This window comes from Pontibacter indicus (assembly GCF_900156345.1).
Taxonomy (GTDB): Bacteria; Bacteroidota; Bacteroidia; order Cytophagales; family Hymenobacteraceae; genus Pontibacter; species Pontibacter indicus.
In genome coordinates this window covers 525811-541172 of sequence record NZ_FTPP01000002.1, presented here as the reverse complement: position 1 = coordinate 541172, position 15362 = coordinate 525811, and the positions used below count along the sequence as shown (strand labels likewise).

18 protein-coding genes are annotated in these 15362 nt (G+C 53.1%); 8 read left to right on the top strand and 10 right to left on the bottom strand.

Features of this window, described 5'->3' with window-relative positions; all coding sequences use genetic code 11:
* Nucleotides 1–149 precede the first annotated feature (149 nt).
* Nucleotides 150–530, top strand: coding sequence for a PH domain-containing protein (locus B0B12_RS11010; RefSeq protein WP_076668844.1), 381 nt, complete (start codon nucleotides 150–152; stop codon nucleotides 528–530).
* 1 nt (nucleotide 531) lies between these two features.
* On the opposite strand, the gene B0B12_RS11005 is transcribed toward B0B12_RS11010, so the two are convergent.
* From B0B12_RS11005 to B0B12_RS20320, 10 genes are all read right to left on the bottom strand, one after another.
* Nucleotides 532–927: a hypothetical protein gene (locus B0B12_RS11005; protein ID WP_076668842.1), complete on the bottom strand. Its 396-nt coding sequence runs from the start codon at nucleotides 925–927 to the stop codon at nucleotides 532–534.
* 284 nt (nucleotides 928–1211) lie between these two features.
* Complete coding sequence (rimO, locus tag B0B12_RS11000) at nucleotides 1212–2525, bottom strand: 30S ribosomal protein S12 methylthiotransferase RimO (RefSeq protein ID WP_076668840.1); 1314 nt, start codon at nucleotides 2523–2525, stop codon at nucleotides 1212–1214.
* A 186-nt stretch (nucleotides 2526–2711) separates the two neighbouring features.
* Complete coding sequence (locus B0B12_RS10995) at nucleotides 2712–3122, bottom strand: hypothetical protein (RefSeq protein ID WP_076668838.1); 411 nt, start codon at nucleotides 3120–3122, stop codon at nucleotides 2712–2714.
* Between the two features lie 153 nt (nucleotides 3123–3275).
* A complete protein-coding gene (locus B0B12_RS10990; protein ID WP_076668836.1) occupies nucleotides 3276–3791 on the bottom strand; it encodes a carboxypeptidase regulatory-like domain-containing protein in 516 nt (171 codons plus the stop codon).
* Between the two features lie 17 nt (nucleotides 3792–3808).
* Entirely contained in the window at nucleotides 3809–4771 is a 963-nt protein-coding gene (ftsY, locus tag B0B12_RS10985) for a signal recognition particle-docking protein FtsY (RefSeq protein ID WP_076668834.1), read from the bottom strand.
* Between the two features lie 114 nt (nucleotides 4772–4885).
* Nucleotides 4886–5038 (bottom strand): DUF4295 domain-containing protein, encoded by a 153-nt coding sequence (locus B0B12_RS10980; RefSeq protein ID WP_007652248.1) that lies wholly within the window; start codon nucleotides 5036–5038, stop codon nucleotides 4886–4888.
* 2 nt (nucleotides 5039–5040) lie between these two features.
* Nucleotides 5041–5229, bottom strand: a complete 189-nt coding sequence (gene rpmG, locus B0B12_RS10975) for a 50S ribosomal protein L33 (RefSeq protein WP_007652246.1) — start codon at nucleotides 5227–5229, stop codon at nucleotides 5041–5043.
* A 135-nt stretch (nucleotides 5230–5364) separates the two neighbouring features.
* Nucleotides 5365–6930 (bottom strand): aminopeptidase P family protein, encoded by a 1566-nt coding sequence (locus B0B12_RS10970; protein WP_244554681.1) that lies wholly within the window; start codon nucleotides 6928–6930, stop codon nucleotides 5365–5367.
* A gap of 50 nt (nucleotides 6931–6980) precedes the next feature.
* A complete protein-coding gene (rpmB, locus tag B0B12_RS10965; RefSeq protein ID WP_076668830.1) occupies nucleotides 6981–7220 on the bottom strand; it encodes a 50S ribosomal protein L28 in 240 nt (79 codons plus the stop codon).
* 133 nt (nucleotides 7221–7353) lie between these two features.
* Nucleotides 7354–7527 carry a C1orf53 family protein gene (locus B0B12_RS20320; protein WP_212564614.1) on the bottom strand — a complete coding sequence of 58 codons (174 nt, stop codon included), beginning with the start codon at nucleotides 7525–7527 and terminating at the stop codon, nucleotides 7354–7356.
* Between the two features lie 146 nt (nucleotides 7528–7673).
* Here B0B12_RS20320 and B0B12_RS10960 point away from each other — a divergent pair, with 146 nt between their 5' ends.
* The 7 genes from B0B12_RS10960 to B0B12_RS10940 all read left to right on the top strand — a co-directional run bounded on the left by B0B12_RS10960 (nucleotide 7674) and on the right by B0B12_RS10940 (nucleotide 15303).
* Nucleotides 7674–7988: a hypothetical protein gene (locus B0B12_RS10960; protein ID WP_076668828.1), complete on the top strand. Its 315-nt coding sequence runs from the start codon at nucleotides 7674–7676 to the stop codon at nucleotides 7986–7988.
* A gap of 149 nt (nucleotides 7989–8137) precedes the next feature.
* Nucleotides 8138–9379 (top strand): ornithine--oxo-acid transaminase, encoded by a 1242-nt coding sequence (rocD, locus tag B0B12_RS10955; RefSeq protein WP_076668826.1) that lies wholly within the window; start codon nucleotides 8138–8140, stop codon nucleotides 9377–9379.
* A gap of 119 nt (nucleotides 9380–9498) precedes the next feature.
* On the top strand, nucleotides 9499–9756 hold the full coding sequence (locus B0B12_RS10950; RefSeq protein ID WP_076668824.1) for a putative signal transducing protein: 258 nt from the start codon (nucleotides 9499–9501) through the stop codon (nucleotides 9754–9756).
* 128 nt (nucleotides 9757–9884) lie between these two features.
* The gene (locus B0B12_RS20680; RefSeq protein ID WP_280173748.1) at nucleotides 9885–10013 is read left to right on the top strand and encodes a hypothetical protein; all 129 of its coding nucleotides are present in this window, start codon (nucleotides 9885–9887) and stop codon (nucleotides 10011–10013) included.
* Between the two features lie 50 nt (nucleotides 10014–10063).
* Nucleotides 10064–10240, top strand: a complete 177-nt coding sequence (locus B0B12_RS20315) for a hypothetical protein (protein ID WP_170871849.1) — start codon at nucleotides 10064–10066, stop codon at nucleotides 10238–10240.
* 125 nt (nucleotides 10241–10365) lie between these two features.
* Nucleotides 10366–11340, top strand: coding sequence for a porphobilinogen synthase (gene hemB, locus B0B12_RS10945; RefSeq protein ID WP_076668822.1), 975 nt, complete (start codon nucleotides 10366–10368; stop codon nucleotides 11338–11340).
* Nucleotides 11341–11541: 201 nt separating this feature from the next.
* On the top strand, nucleotides 11542–15303 hold the full coding sequence (locus B0B12_RS10940; protein ID WP_083704189.1) for a S8 family serine peptidase: 3762 nt from the start codon (nucleotides 11542–11544) through the stop codon (nucleotides 15301–15303).
* The last annotated feature ends 59 nt before the right edge of the window (nucleotides 15304–15362 follow it).

Here is a 15362-nt window from a genome sequence, read left to right as displayed (position 1 = left end):
CTGATACGATAGAAAACAGGTATAGGCGGACAGAATCGGGAGTTTGTGCGTATAAGCATTCGGACGAATTACGCAGTGCATGCCCTTGCAGGCTATACCTGCATCTGCCTTTTGTCCTTTGTCAAACATTCCTTTATCCAGTTAACCTTATGGGATTACTAAACGGACTGATGGGCCATGCCTCGGCGGTGCCTGTCGAAAAACTCAGCAAAGAATTTCAGCCCATCTTGCTCGACGATGAGCAGATCGAAAAGGCCTTCCGACTTATCCGCGACATGCTCGTGTTCACGAACAAGCGGCTGATCGTGGTGAACAAGCAGGGCCTCACGGGCTCCAAGATCGAATACCAAAGCGTGCCGTACGCCAGCATCAAGATGTTCTCGAAAGAAAGCGCCGGCATGATGGACTTCGACGCCGAGCTAAAGATCTGGCTGACGGGAGAAGCCACGCCCACGATCAAGCAGGAGTTCCGAAAGGGCGACAACGTGAATGATGCCTACAAGGTGCTGAGCAAATACGTGCTCAAATAAGTTAGAGTGAGTTGAGCCAGTTTTTGGCGGTTTCAGTCGTTTCAAAGCCTTTGGCTATACTGTGGCGTACCAGACCAATGGCCCTGTCGGTGGAAAGACGGCTGAAATAGTCGCGTGAGTAAACGGCGGCATGAAACTGCAGTCCCGCCGTTTCTGCTCGCTGGTGCCAGTCATAGGCCAGCCAATCGGTGAGTTCCACCCAAAGGCCTTGCACATCCTGGTGGTTGTCGAGCAACTTATGGCAGCGCTCTTTCTGTAGGAAGAACAGGATTTGTTCGTAGCCCTGCTTAATCACTTCACTGGTAAAGGTCCCATGCCAAGTGGCCTCGAGGTAATCTTCTACCGCGTTGTATTCAAGGGTGAGCGAATCGGTGGTGAGTAGCTTGATGTGCCGCATATAGGAGAGTTAGGCTTTACAGGAAAAGCCTGCGCTTTGTGCTATACTTTGCTATGAATGTTCATATTACACATTTACGGCCTAAAATCAAAAAAGGAAACCCCTTGCCTGCCGAAGCACCCAAGAGATTTCCTTTGATAGTGGTTGATTTTCTGACGAAGGACAGTTTGACAAAGGATGTTCTAATTATCCGGGCCCGCAGCCTATACCTGCCAAGCTCGGTCCTTTCCTGCCTCTCTGCCTAAGCTATACCTGAGTCAGACTTTTAACTCTAAACTCTTAACTTATAAAACTACTTCCCCATACAGGTCGAAGTCCGATGCGTCGGTAATCTTCACATTGGCGAAGTCGCCGAGGCGCACGTACTGGCTGTCGGCTGGCACCAGCACCTCATTGTCTACTTCCGGCGAGTCGTACTGGGTACGACCCACGAAGTAGCCACTTTCCTTGCGGTCGAAGAGCACTTTGTACGTCTTGCCCACTTTCTCCTCGTTCAGCTCCACGGATATACCTTGCTGCAGCTCCATGATGGCATCGGCACGCTCCTGCTTCACCTCGTCCGGCACGTTGTCCTCCAGGGTATGGGAGTGCGTGTTTTCTTCGTGTGAGTAAGTGAAAATGCCTAGACGCTCAAAACGGGTTTCCTCTACCCAATCGTACAGCTCCTGGAAATCCTGGTCTGTCTCACCCGGGTGACCGGCGATCAGGGTGGTTCTTAAAGCAATGTCCGGCACACGCTGACGAATCTGGTCTACCAGCTCGATGGTGCGGCGCTTGCTGATGCCACGGCGCATGGTCTTGAGCATGTTGTCGGAGATATGCTGCAGCGGCATGTCGAGGTACTTGCAGATGTTGTCGCGCTCATTCATCACGTCGAACACTTCCATTGGGAACTGCGACGGGTAAGCGTACTGCATCCGGATCCAGTCAATCCCTTCCACATCGGAGAGATTGCGGAGAAGATCAGCCAGCTTGCGCTCGCCGTAGTGCTGCAGGCCATAGTAGGTCAGGTCCTGGGCAATCAGAATCAGTTCTTTAGTGCCCATGCTAGCCAGGCGCTTGGCTTCTTTCACCAAGTCCTCGATCGGACGGTCCACATGCTTGCCGCGCATCAAAGGGATGGCACAGAAAGAGCAGGGGCGGTTGCAGCCTTCGGCGATCTTGAAGTAAGCAAAGTGCGAAGGTGTGGTAATGAGTCGCTCGCCAATGAGCTCGTGCTTGTAGTCAGCCTCCAGCTTTTTGAGGAGCTGCGGCATTTCGAGCGTACCGAAGTAGGCGTCTACCTGCGGGATCTCGGCTTCCAGCGAATCCTTGTAGCGCTGCGATAAACACCCCGTTACGTATAGCTTGTCGATCTGGCCGGCCTCTTTGGCCTCGGCGTAGCGCAGAATGGTATCGATAGACTCCTGCTTGGCGTTGTCGATAAAGCCACAGGTGTTCACGATGATGATATTCGAATCGTCGTTTTCAGACTCGTGTGCCACGTCAAATTCGTTGGCACGCAGCTGCCCCATCAGCACTTCGGAATCCACCAGGTTTTTTGAGCAACCCAAGGTGATGACGTTTACCTTGTCTTTCTTTAAACTTCTTACTTTCACTTATTTCTGTATTAGCGCGATAATTCCCAATTCTTCAAAACCATTGCAATTGCGCATTAGTTCGATCGGGCAAACGAACTGCAAAAGTACAACATGTTTGGCTAATAAAAGAACAGCCGTACCCGTGTGATTGGATTTGTTTGTGAGGCAGGTATACCTGATAGCCAGAAGTGTTGCTCCGTGAGGCTATTTTTGGGCGATGGAGGCAAACCACTTGTTTGCGGCGGCACTTCCTTTCATCAACTCCACTGCAATAGGTAATTTGTAGTTGCTAATCAGGAGTTTGATGACCTGTAACAGATTGTAGTCCCACAGATAGTCTGCCGACTCCAGAATGGCGATGTTCCGCAAGGGGGTATCCGGTATATGCTGGATGAAATGGGAAATGACTTCTTCGGTAAGTATGCCACCGGCTGGGGTGCCTGAACTCACTATCAGGTTTCTTACGTTCTTCTCCACAATCTCACTGAACAGCGCGACAATAGTTTCCTGAAACTGATTTGACTCTACACTCAGTTCATCCGACCACCTGACACTTAGCGTACTGGAGCTTTCCTGGAACTCCGTCACCATCATGTTGTCTGCGTTTTCAGCCATAGGAGCACCTTTTATAAGTATCAATCTTTTAGATAAGGTTGTTTATAGCTGTACTAGACGTTGTGTTGGGATCGATTTGTATTTGCAGAAAAAGTGGATAATCCCGGTCTAATCCTAAATGCTTTTAAGAATGTAGATTAACCACCTTGCCGGCTAATAAAACGCGTTGTAATTCACCAGAAACTCCACTGTCGTCACCTCTCCCTCCTTTACCTCCACCGGAAAGATGTTCATCTCGCCGTCGAAAAGGTTGGCATATAGGCCCTGCTCTTCTTTGGTGAAGAGGCTATACCTGCCGGGTTTTAGGTTGACCGCAAACTTGCCGTTGGCGTCTGTCTTCACCTGGGTAACCAGTTTCGTTTTGATGTTGGTGTGAAAAATACCGTCTTGGGAGGTGGTTTGCGAACTGTTGGTCAGTTCGTAGACGTATACCGTGCGCTCCACGCCACGGCGGCCGCTGCTGGGCGGAGCGTCCGGGGAAGGCATTTGGTTACCTGCCTCCCAGAGAATCTGCCCCTGTATACCTTGCTTTACTTGCATCTGCTTGCCCTGCTGTGCTTTCATTTCCTGCTGGGTGCCTTGCGCTTCGCCCTCCTGCCCTGCGGTACCTTGGGTACCATTGCATACGGTCAGCAACAGCGACAGCACGATCAACAGCAATTTCGCCATACAGGCAACAGCTTATGTTATTTTTTGCGGGAGAAGAACGACTCTACGAACTGGTGTTTGTCGAACAGCTGCAGGTCTTCTATCTTCTCACCCACGCCGATGTATTTCACCGGAATCTTAAACTCATCAGAAATACCGATCACCACACCGCCTTTAGCTGTACCATCCAGCTTCGTGATGGCCAGTGCCGTCACGTCGGTGGCTTTGGTAAACTCACGCGCCTGGATCAGAGCGTTCTGGCCTGTACTGCCGTCGAGCACCAACAATACCTCGTGTGGGGTGTCTACCGTAATTTTTTGCATCACACGCTTGATCTTCGAAAGTTCGTTCATCAGGCCCACTTTATTGTGCAGTCGGCCCGCTGTGTCGATAATCACCACGTCAGCGCCCGTGTCCACACCTTTCTTTACAGCATCATAGGCCACCGAGGCTGGGTCCGTGTTCATGCCGTGCGAAATTACCGGCACGCCCACACGCTCACCCCAGATAATCAGCTGGTCCACAGCGGCGGCACGGAATGTATCGGCAGCGCCCAGCACGACTTTCTTGCCGGCTTTGTGGAACTGCGCGGCCAGTTTGCCGATGGTTGTGGTTTTGCCCACGCCATTTACACCCACGACCATGATCACGTAAGGTTTGATGCCTGCCGGCAGGTCGAAGTTGGCGCCGTCGCCGGCACGGTTCTCTTCGAGCAGGGCGGCAATCTCTTCCCGCAGGATTCGGTCAAGCTCGCTGGTACTTACGTACTTGTCGCGGGCCACGCGCTTCTCAATGCGGTCGATGATCTTCACCGTCGTCTCCACCCCTACGTCCGCATGCACCAGAATTTCCTCCAGTTCGTCGAGCACCTCCACGTCAACCGTAGACTTGCCAACGACTGCTTTGCTCAATTGCCCGAAAAAGCTGGTTTTGGTTTTCTCCAGACCTTTGTCGAGCGATTCTTTCTTCTGCTCTTTGCTGAAAAAGTCAAAAATTCCCATTTGCGTGTTTTGTAGGGTGACGACTATCTCGGTGTGATACGGTAATATACTAAAAAAGTCCCAGTAAAGGGACTTCTTCATGTATTCTATCTATGTATAGTAGAGTAGGCTTGATTACTTCTTCAGGAACTCCTGTACTTTGTCAACAGGCACCATCTCTTCTTTAAAGCTGTAAGCACCAGTTTTTGGAGACTTAACGGCTTTGATCACTTTTGCCCAATCTTTACCTGTAGCGGTCTTTAGGGTTGCAACTACCTTCTTAGCCATGGTTATTTAATTTCTTTATGTACAGTTACTTTTTTCAACACAGGGTTATACTTCTTAAGCTCTAAACGCTCAGCCGTATTCTTTCTGTTTTTGGTAGTGATGTACCTTGAAGTTCCAGGCATGCCAGTCGCTTTATGCTCTGTGCACTCCATAATTACCTGGATTCTATTACCTTTTGCTTTTTTAGCCATCTCAACAGTAAATTTTTATTTAGGACTGCAAATATACAAGCTTAAAACTCTAATTACAAACAAAGTATCAATTTTTCTACAGATCGCTTTTCTGTACCTCTGTGTACCGGCACAATCCTTAGCCTGAAGAACCAATTAATTAAGCTGAGGTAGCTTAAAACCGTCCAATGCACTCGGCTGGGCCATGGTTTTCTCGATTTCGGCCACCGTGCGTGGCGCCAGCTTCGACAGGTTCTCCCAGCCTTTTTCTGTGATCAGGATATCGTCTTCGATGCGCATGCCAATGCCCCACCACTTTCTATCGCAGGGACTGCCTTCCGGTATGTAAATGCCCGGCTCCACCGTAATAACTGTGTTCGCCTGAAAAGGTCCGAAACTACCGCGGTCGTGCACGTCGAGGCCCAGATAATGCGAGGTGCCGTGCGGAAAATAGCGCTGTACTTCTTCTCGTTTCTTGATGATGCCCAGCTTCACCAGCCCATCGGCTATTACGGCCTCAGCTGCCTGGTGCGGTGCATTAAACGCATTGCCTACCTTGCATTGCGCGAAACCAGCTTCCTGCGCTTTCAGCACCAGCTCGTAAATGGCACGCTGCTCTTTGGTGAACTTGCCGTTGGCAGGTATGGTGCGCGTGACGTCGGCGGTATAACCCAGGTACTCGGCGCCCACATCCATCAGCACCAGCTCCTGACCAGATATAGCCGGCTTGGCGCTGGAGGTATAGTGCAGCACACAGCCGTTGTTGCCGGCTCCCACGATGCTGGGGTAGCCCACATGCTGCGCCCCGTATTTCTTAAACACAAACTCGTGTATGCCCTGCACCTCCATCTCCGACATGCCGGGCTTCATGGCTTTCATCACCTCGATCTGCCCCACGGCCGACATACTTGCCGCTTTGCGCAGCAGGTTGATCTCCGCCTCGGTTTTCACCTCCCGCATACCGTCCAGCAGTTGGTCAAGGGTATAGGCGTCGAGCTTCTGGCTAGGTACAGCGGCCACCGCTTTGGTGCGTGAGCGCATGTCTTTTGCCTCCAGATAACCCTGCAGAGGCTTGTCGCGCTTCAGCTCCGGTTCCTGCTGCATGGCCTCCTGAATGTAAACGGAAACGCCTTCTGCCTGCCCCAGCCCGTGTTCCCGCACAATGCCGTAGAGCATGCTGCGGGTGGCGCTGAAATCAGCCGGGTAGTTCACCTTCGTCTTGAATTGTCCAAGCAGGCTATACAGATCGGCTTCGTCAGCGGCATCGTCGCGCACGTCGTGCGGCAGTTCCTTAATGAGGATGTGCTGCAGATTGGCCGTGTCGAGTTTGAAATTGGAAAAGTCTGTGTTGGGAAGCGTGGCTATACCTAGCTCCTTCGCTGCCCCTTCCACTCCCAGTCGTTTGCCGTTCCAGAGCTCGTGCATCGGGTTGTTGGGCTGCACGAACAGCAGCTCCTGCACCTGCTTGCCGCCTACATTCTGCGGACTACCGAACAGTAACAGCACCGCGTTCGGCTCCTTGTACCCGGTCAGGTAGTAGAAGTCGGGGTCGGGATGGTAGTAGTAGTCCACGTCGTTGGCGCGGTTGCGCACCGGACTGGCAAAAAGAACGGCAACGGAGCGAGGGGGCAGCTGTTGCCGCAGCACCTCTCTCCGTTGCCGGTGAAACTCTTTATCTAAAGTGTCAGATGGCTTTTCCGAGCCTGCATGCGATGTTGCCACTGCCGTAAGAGACAGCCAGCATAAAAGTGCACACAGCCGGAAGGCTGCCATTAGTACATAATGTAGCCTTGCTCAACAGCCTTCTTCAGAACTGAAGAGATACCATTCTTATTGATAGTTCTCAGGGCTGAAGTAGAAACTTTAAGGGTTACCCAAGCATCTTCCTCAGGGATGTAGAAACGCTTCTTCTGAAGGTTCGGATAGAACTTACGCTTTGTCTTATTGTTAGCGTGAGAAACGTTATTTCCTACTCGTACTCTCTTTCCGGTTAAATCGCAAACTCGTGCCATCTTGTATTTTCTTCTAAATTATTTCAATAGGGGTGCAAATATCTATAAAAAGATACACAATGTCAAAGGCATAGCTGATAATTTTACCTAAACATGCTCTAAAACAGCTACAAAGGCCTTTTAATTGTGCCGCCTACACCTTGCCAGTGCCTTTCTCTTCCGCTTCTTTCTTCTTTTTGGTGAAGCCGTAGGGGCAGTTGCGACAGGCATTGCGGCAGCAGTAGCCTCGCTTGAGCAGGTACTTGGCCGTCAGCACCATCAGTCCCCGCTCAAAGTAAAAATCCTCGCCTTCTTTCAGATCGCTCACACGCTATACTTCTTTTTACGTGCCAAATATCGGCAATTTCGGGCCACTCACCAAATACCTGCTGCTCCCTCGCTCGCTTCCGCATCATATTCGTTAAACAAGATATTAGTACCTGCCGCGCATTCGACCACTAAATCATAAAGACCATGTCTCGTTTCAACAATTTGAGTGAGGCCGTTTCCGTCATGCGCGCTCGCGGCTTCGTGAACACTTTCAGTATACAGCTCCAGCAGGTATACTGCTCTGAATTGGGCAAGTCCATTCCGCCCGCTCAGCTTACCCTCATCGAACGGCATGTCGTGCCCCTGCCCTCCGCACAGCACGGCGAGGAGGAGGTATACGGTTTCCGGACCGACGACAACCAGTTTGGCATCATGACCAACATCTACGCCGAGTATGACCCCGAGGGATTTTACGCGGTGTTCAGACAGTGCTTGAAAGGGCAGGCAGTCGGTGCCTAGACGCGCTTTCCGGGTAAAGGTATAATTCAGGCTGTTTTCACTATATTTACAACAATTCGCCAGAATCCCTGTAAATATAGGTTCGGAGCTGTCGCCTGGGCGCAGCCCTGCCTTATTATAAGACACCAGCTTTTTATAACACATAAACTATGAATACGCTATCCATCACCTCCAGCCAGCAGGCTATTGAAACCGAAGAAAAATACGGCGCCCACAACTACCACCCGCTGCCGGTGGTGCTCAACAAGGGCGAGGGCGTATACCTGTGGGACGTGGAAGGAAAACGCTACTACGACTTCCTGTCAGCCTACAGCGCCGTAAACCAGGGACACTGTCACCCGCGCATCATCAACGCCCTGATCGAGCAGGCGCAACAGCTTACCCTTACTTCCCGCGCCTTTTACAACGACAAACTAGGTATAGCCGAGAAGTACATCTGTGAGCTGTTCGGTTACGACAAGGCGCTTTATATGAACTCCGGTGCTGAGGCAGTAGAGACCGCTATCAAATTAGCCCGCAAATGGGGCTATCTGAAGAAAGGCATCGCCCCGCACAACGCCGAGATCATTGTGGTGGAGCGCAACTTCCACGGCCGCACCACGGGCATCATCTCTTTCTCCACCGACCCGGACTCTACCAAAGGTTTCGGTCCATACATGCCAGGCTTCAAGGTGATTCCTTACAACGACCTGGAGGCACTGGAAACTGCCCTGAAGGATAACCCGAATGTGTGTGGTTTCCTGGTGGAGCCGATTCAGGGCGAGGCAGGTGTAGTAGTGCCGCAGGACGGCTATCTGGCGAAGGCGCACGCGCTTTGCAAAGAGTACAACGTGCTGCTGATGGCCGACGAGATTCAGACAGGTATAGCCCGCACGGGCAAACTGCTGGCCAGCTACTACGACGACGTAAAAGCCGACATCCTGATCCTGGGCAAGGCGCTTTCGGGTGGTGTGCTGCCGGTGTCCTGTGTACTGGCCGACGACGACATCATGCTCTGCATTCAGCCGGGCGAACACGGCTCTACCTTCGGCGGCAACCCGCTGGCGGCGACCGTGGCCATTGCGGCTCTGGAGGTGATCAAAGACGAAAACCTGGTGGAGAAAGCCTATAAACTGGGCGAGATTTTCCGCGAACGTATGAACCAGCTCAAAGCCAAGCGCCCGGAAGTGGTGACGCTGGTAAGAGGTCGCGGTCTGCTCAACGCCATCGTGATCGAGCCAACGGCCGACGGACGCACCGCCTGGGATGTGTGCGTGGAGCTGAAAGAGAACGGCCTGCTGGCCAAGCCGACGCATGGTGATATCATCCGCTTCGCACCACCGCTGGTCATGACCGAGGAGCAGCTGCATGAGTGCTGCGATATCATTGAGAAAGTGGTGATGAACTTCTAAAGGTATACCTGAACAAAATAGGAAAGGCGAGGCTGTAGCGGCTTCGCCTTTCTTTATCTGGGTTAGTTAAAAATTCCGCCTGAAATTCGCTAGCTTTAGTAATCAACAGCTTTGAAGATATGTCTCAATCCGAACAAACTAAACCCACCGTCATTTTCTCCGGCGATTTTCACCGTGCGGCCGTCATCAAAAATATGCTCGAAAACCACGGCATTTACGTGTTTATGCAAAACGAGCACATGGGCAGCATTGCGCCCTGGCAGGTTGCTTCGGCTGGCTTTAATCCGGTGAAGCTGATTATTTCGGCGCAGGACGAAGAAGAGGCGAAAAGGCTTTTGGAAGGGTTTAATGACGCTGCCTTTGACAACGAAAGCTAACGCATGAGATCATGAAAAAATCAGTTCGAATAGCCAGTATCTTAATCGCGCTTGTCATAGTGTTTATAGCAGGAGAGCATGTAGGAAGCAGTATTGGAGAGCTGATCTACAACCTGACCCGCTAGACTATGTTGAAAATAGGAAAGCTATACCTGACACCGAAGGTCCTCAAAACGATTTTGCTTGCCGCCTCAGCGATCGCCATTTACAGTTTTGGCAAAGCCATGGGCGAGGTACTTTATCACTTCACCAACTAAGCCTACATCCTATACCTCAATCAGAGTACTGAGCAACAAACCTCTTCTACATGCCAGCACGTTTACTGTCCAACATCCCGCTTGCCTACCGGAAGTGGCTCGTCATCTTCACCTTCATCAGTTTCCTGGCCGGCGTAGGCATTGGCGCCTATGTGGCGCATAAACAAAAAACAAGCGAAACGCCCGAAGCTGTGAGCCAGCCGCCAGCCTCCGAAACTCAACAGTAATTCCATCACACCAGCTACAGGTATAGCCGTTCACCAATTTCCCAGGTATAGCTTCGCTTTGGTCCGCATAAGCCGTACCTTTGCCGTATACTTATGTTGAAGCATTTTAGAGCAATCGCTATACTATGATCACGAAAAGACCAAGACGAAACCGCTATAACGAAGTCATCCGCAGCATGGTGCAGGAAACCGCCCTGGAGCTGAACGACTTCATTTTCCCGCTCTTCATCATTGAGGGCGAAAACCAGAAGGTAGAAGTGGCCTCCATGCCGGGCATCAACCGTTATTCTGTAGACACCCTGCTCGACGAGGTGGCCAGCTGCGTGGACCTGGGCATCAAAGCCTTCGCCCCTTTCCCGAGCATCCCCGAAAACCTGAAAGATAAGTACGCCAGGGAGAGTGCGAATCCCGACGGACTTTTCCCAAGAGCCATCCGCGAGATCAAGAAGAACTTCCCGGACGTGGTGCTGATGACCGACGTGGCCATGGACCCTTACAGCTCCGACGGGCACGACGGCATCGTGATCAACGGTGAGATTGTGAACGACGAGACACTGGAGGTGCTGGGCAACATGGCCCTGACGCAGGCGCAGGCCGGCGCCGACATCGTGGGTCCTTCGGATATGATGGACGGCCGTGTGGGTTACATTCGCCGCGTGCTCGACGAGAACGGTTTCCACAAGGTGGGCATCATGAGCTATACCGCCAAGTATGCGAGCGCCTTCTACGGCCCGTTCCGCGACGCCCTCGACTCGGCCCCGAAAATGGGCGACAAGAAAACCTACCAGATGAACCCGGCCAACAGCCGCGAAGCGTTGATCGAAGCCGCCCTGGATACCGAAGAAGGAGCCGACTACCTGATGGTGAAACCTGCTTTGGCCTACCTGGACATCATCAAGCTGCTCCGTGACAACTCGCACCTGCCTATTGCTGCCTACAACGTGAGCGGGGAGTACGCCATGGTAAAAGCAGCCGGACTGAAAGGCTGGATCGACGGTGAGAAGGCCATGCTGGAGAGCTTGCTGAGCATCAAGCGCGCCGGTGCCGACATCATCCTGTCTTACTTTGCCAAGGATTTTGCAAACTACCTCCGTAAATAACTGAGTTGAACCAATGAAACAAAGCGCTCTGGGCCACAAGCTCAGGGCGCTTTGCATTTTAGGAGCCATACAGTAAAAACACAAGGTATAGCATGGTCCCTGCTTCTGTGTTTAACCAATTATCCTTTTCATTCTGAACCTTTTGGCGTTCGGGCACTTTTAGCTATATTGGTAGTTCTAAATTTCTACCTAAACTACTTTATGAGAGGATTGAGCCTTTGGCTGATGGCTGCGGCACTTGCAACAACTTCTGCTGGCTTCGCGCAGCAGGTTGGCTCGTTGCCGGTGCGTGCGAATGTGAAGGAACTGGGCCGCATTGCGGCAACCGAAGGCAAAAACTACCGGATCAAACGGGAGGAGGCCATCGCGCTGGCCAAGCGGAATGGCTGGGAGATCGAGAAGACGTACCCGGACGGCACGCACATATCGCTGCAGCGCCTCGACGAGCTGGGCATGCCGGTCTACTACATCACCTACAACAACGCGGCCGCCATTACGACCGGTACCGACCAGCTTTGGGCGGGCGGCAAATTAGGCCTCAACCTGAGCGGTGCGAGCAGCAGTGTAACCGATAAAATGGGCATCTGGGACGGTGGCCTGATACGCGAATCGCATGTGGAGCTGCGCGGCCGGGTAGTACAGAAAGACAATGCCACCAAGCTGAATGACCACGCCACCCACGTGGCCGGCACGCTCATAGCCAGCGGACAAAGCAGCATGGCCAAAGGGATGGCACATGGGGTGAAAAAGCTCTATGCCTACGACTTTAATAACAGTGCTTCTGAAATGGCCGAGGCAGCCCAAGCCAACATGCTGGTTTCAAACCACTCGTATGGTACCATAGCGGGCTGGCGCTTTAACAGCGAGCGCAAAGGCACCGACGAGGACCCGTACTGGGAGTGGTGGGGCTCTACGCAGGTAAGCGAGACAGAAGACTACAAGTTTGGCTTCTACGACGAAACCTCTGTCAGTTGGGACCGCATCGCCTACAATGCCCCTTACTTTCTGATCGTGAAGTCAGGTGGGAACAACCGTCAGGAACCGGGGCCCGAAGTAGGCAAGCCCTACATGCAGCGAAACGCCAACGGCAACTTCACGCTGGTGGCAAAACGCCCGGATAATATCAGCAGTAACGACGGCTACGACGGCATTGCCACCTACGGCACTGCTAAAAACATACTCACGGTGGGTGCCGTGAACAACATACCGGGCGGCTACAACCAGCCTTCCGATGTTAAGGTCACCGGCTTCAGTAGTTTTGGCCCTACCGACGATGGCCGCATAAAGCCGGACCTGGTGGGCAGCGGCGAGAAAATACTTTCTACGACCAGCACAAACGACAAATCATACAAGGTACTTAGCGGCACCTCCATGGCGGCACCCAACATTTCGGGTTCACTGCTGCTGTTGCAGGAGCACTATGCCAACCTGAACAACGGGCAGTTTATGCGCGCCGCCACACTTAAAGGCCTGGCCATTCACACGGCTGACGAGGCAGGCGATGCCCCCGGTCCTGATTACATACATGGCTGGGGACTTTTGAACGCCAGTCGGGCGGCGACCATGATAAGCAATACCAAGGGCACGCACCCGATACAGGAACGCAGCCTGGAGCAAGGTAAAGCCTATACCTTCGAGGTAGTGGCATCCGGGTCAGGGCCGCTGGTGGCCACCATTTCCTGGACCGATCCGGAGGGAGCCGCCCACCCGACAGCCAGCGCTCTGAACAACCGCAGCCCACGCCTGGTCAACGACCTGGATGTGCGCATCACAAACCGCGGTAACACGATCATGCCCTGGGTACTGAACCCCAATACACCCGAGCAGCCTGCCACCCGCGGCGACAATGTGGTGGACAACGTAGAGCAGGTGCTCATTCCGAACCCTATACCTGGCGAAACCTATACCATTACCGTCTCGCACAAACGCACGCTGCAGAAAGGACCTCAAGCTTATTCTTTGTTAATGAGCGGTGTGGGAGGAACAGCCTACTGCGCAAGTGCCCCTTCTTCAGACGCTGGCTCACGCATCACCCACATCACCTTCGATGGCATCACAACACCTTTTGAGGGCTGCGCCACCTACCGTATACAAAACGAGATGCGCCTGACCTTTGAACCGGGGCAGACCAAAACGGTTTCGTTTGGCCTCGGCACCTGTGGCGCCAATGCCAGCAAGGCAGCCAAGGTATACGTGGACTGGAACGGCAACGGCAGCTTTGACGATGCAGGCGAGGTAGCAGCTACCTCTGGCGTTATGAGTGGTGTTGGCGCCTTTAATGCCAGCATCTCTGCTCCTTCTTCCTTGCAGCCCGGCGCTATCACCCGACTGCGTGTCGTGCTGATGGAGACATCTGACCCGGCGAGTATAAAGTCCTGCGGCACCTATACCCGTGGCGAAACCCAGGACTATATCGTGCAGGTGGCCAGACCATCGACAGACATCGTGCTGCAGCAGGTAATGCCAGTCGGCGCTTCGCTCTGCGCCGGTACCAGCCAGCAATTTATGGTGACGCTGCGCAACAACGGGCTGCGCGATCAAAAAGACATACCTGTAAAACTGGAGGTATACCGGGGTAGTACCAAAGTAGCGACGCTAACAACGGTGTACACCAAAACCCTGAAATCCTTTGATTCGGATGAGGTACTCTTGTCAGCGGATTTCCAGACCGAAGCAGGAGCTACGTATGACCTGATCGCCTCAGCCGGCAGTACCCAAGATGGCGTGCCTGAGAACAACACCCTGAGCAAAACCTATGGCGTGGGCGGCAATACGGCTGCACCACAGGCCGTGGCTACCCGCTGCGGTGGCCAGTCCAGCTATACCTTAACAGGCACAGGCGACGGCACTATTTTCTGGTACAACACGGCAAGCGGGGGCACGCCTATTGCGGCAGGCAACACGGCCAGCATCGCGACGAGCAGCGGGAACGGCGCTATCTACGCTTCTCTCAACGACTTCTCCGCCACCATTGGCCCAACGACGAAGAAATTTGCGACAGGTGGTGGCTATAATCAGTTTACACCGGATGTGGTTGTAGAGACGCAGGCACCGATGCTGCTGGAAAGCGCCCGCCTGTACATTGGCAACTCCGGTAAGATCACTTTCACTGCCTACAACAGCAACGGGCTACCTGTATCGACCCGGACACTCACGGTAGAGGCCACCCGCTCCACTCCTGCCCCAGGTGTGCAGGCAGATGACCCGAACGACCAGGGTGCGGTATACTACCTGGGATTGGAGCTGCCGGAGGCTGGCACCTACAACATCGCCATCAGCTACGACTCCCCGAATGGCGCTACCATCTACCGAAATAACGCGGGGGTGACGGGCTACCCCTTTGGCGTGCCCAATGTGTTCATCATCACCGGCAATACGGCCAACCCGGGTCCGCTTGGCTATTATTATTATTTCTATGACCTGAAGGTACGCGCACTCGGATGCGTCAGCCCAAGAGTAGCGGTGCCGGTGGAGAATGGCGTGCCGATCCCGACGCCACTTATCACGCGCCAGGGCCTGAGTCTGCAGTCGAGTGTGGCAGAGGGCAACCAGTGGTACCTGAACAGCCAGCCTATACCGGGCGCCAATGGGCAGACCTATACCCCAACCGAAAGCGGCGACTATACTGTGCAGGCACAGTGGCAAGGCTGCGTTTCCACCCGATCGGAGGCCTATACCTTCGCCTTTCAGGCCAATGGACGCACCTTAAAGAAGGAGTTGGTTGCATCGCCTAACCCAAGTAGCGGCATTTTCAAAATACACTTCGAAACAGAGCAGCGGGAGGATCTATACCTGCGTGTAACCGACATGCTTGGTCACGAGATTTATAGCCGCCAGGTGAAGGGCTTCAACGGTTTCTACGAAGCAGACCTTGACCTGTCGGGCAAAAGCTCCGGCATTTACCTGCTGCAAGTCGAGTTTGGGGGCCAGCGTTATACCCAGAAACTGGTACTGCAGCGCTAGCACATAAAGCACAAAGCCCCGGCCATAGAGTCGGGGCTTTTTTGTGGGAGATCTTCTCC

Coding starts and splice junctions, on each gene's coding strand:
- B0B12_RS11010 (WP_076668844.1), top strand. CDS start 150: ATGGGATTACTAAACGGACTGATGGGCCATGCCTCGGCGGTGCCTGTC.
- B0B12_RS11005 (WP_076668842.1), bottom strand. CDS start 927: ATGCGGCACATCAAGCTACTCACCACCGATTCGCTCACCCTTGAATAC.
- B0B12_RS10995 (WP_076668838.1), bottom strand. CDS start 3,122: ATGGCTGAAAACGCAGACAACATGATGGTGACGGAGTTCCAGGAAAGC.
- B0B12_RS10990 (WP_076668836.1), bottom strand. CDS start 3,791: ATGGCGAAATTGCTGTTGATCGTGCTGTCGCTGTTGCTGACCGTATGC.
- ftsY (WP_076668834.1), bottom strand. CDS start 4,771: ATGGGAATTTTTGACTTTTTCAGCAAAGAGCAGAAGAAAGAATCGCTC.
- B0B12_RS10980 (WP_007652248.1), bottom strand. CDS start 5,038: ATGGCTAAGAAGGTAGTTGCAACCCTAAAGACCGCTACAGGTAAAGAT.
- rpmG (WP_007652246.1), bottom strand. CDS start 5,229: ATGGCTAAAAAAGCAAAAGGTAATAGAATCCAGGTAATTATGGAGTGC.
- rpmB (WP_076668830.1), bottom strand. CDS start 7,220: ATGGCACGAGTTTGCGATTTAACCGGAAAGAGAGTACGAGTAGGAAAT.
- B0B12_RS10960 (WP_076668828.1), top strand. CDS start 7,674: ATGTCTCGTTTCAACAATTTGAGTGAGGCCGTTTCCGTCATGCGCGCT.
- rocD (WP_076668826.1), top strand. CDS start 8,138: ATGAATACGCTATCCATCACCTCCAGCCAGCAGGCTATTGAAACCGAA.
- B0B12_RS10950 (WP_076668824.1), top strand. CDS start 9,499: ATGTCTCAATCCGAACAAACTAAACCCACCGTCATTTTCTCCGGCGAT.
- B0B12_RS20680 (WP_280173748.1), top strand. CDS start 9,885: ATGTTGAAAATAGGAAAGCTATACCTGACACCGAAGGTCCTCAAAACG.
- B0B12_RS20315 (WP_170871849.1), top strand. CDS start 10,064: ATGCCAGCACGTTTACTGTCCAACATCCCGCTTGCCTACCGGAAGTGG.
- hemB (WP_076668822.1), top strand. CDS start 10,366: ATGATCACGAAAAGACCAAGACGAAACCGCTATAACGAAGTCATCCGC.
- B0B12_RS10940 (WP_083704189.1), top strand. CDS start 11,542: ATGAGAGGATTGAGCCTTTGGCTGATGGCTGCGGCACTTGCAACAACT.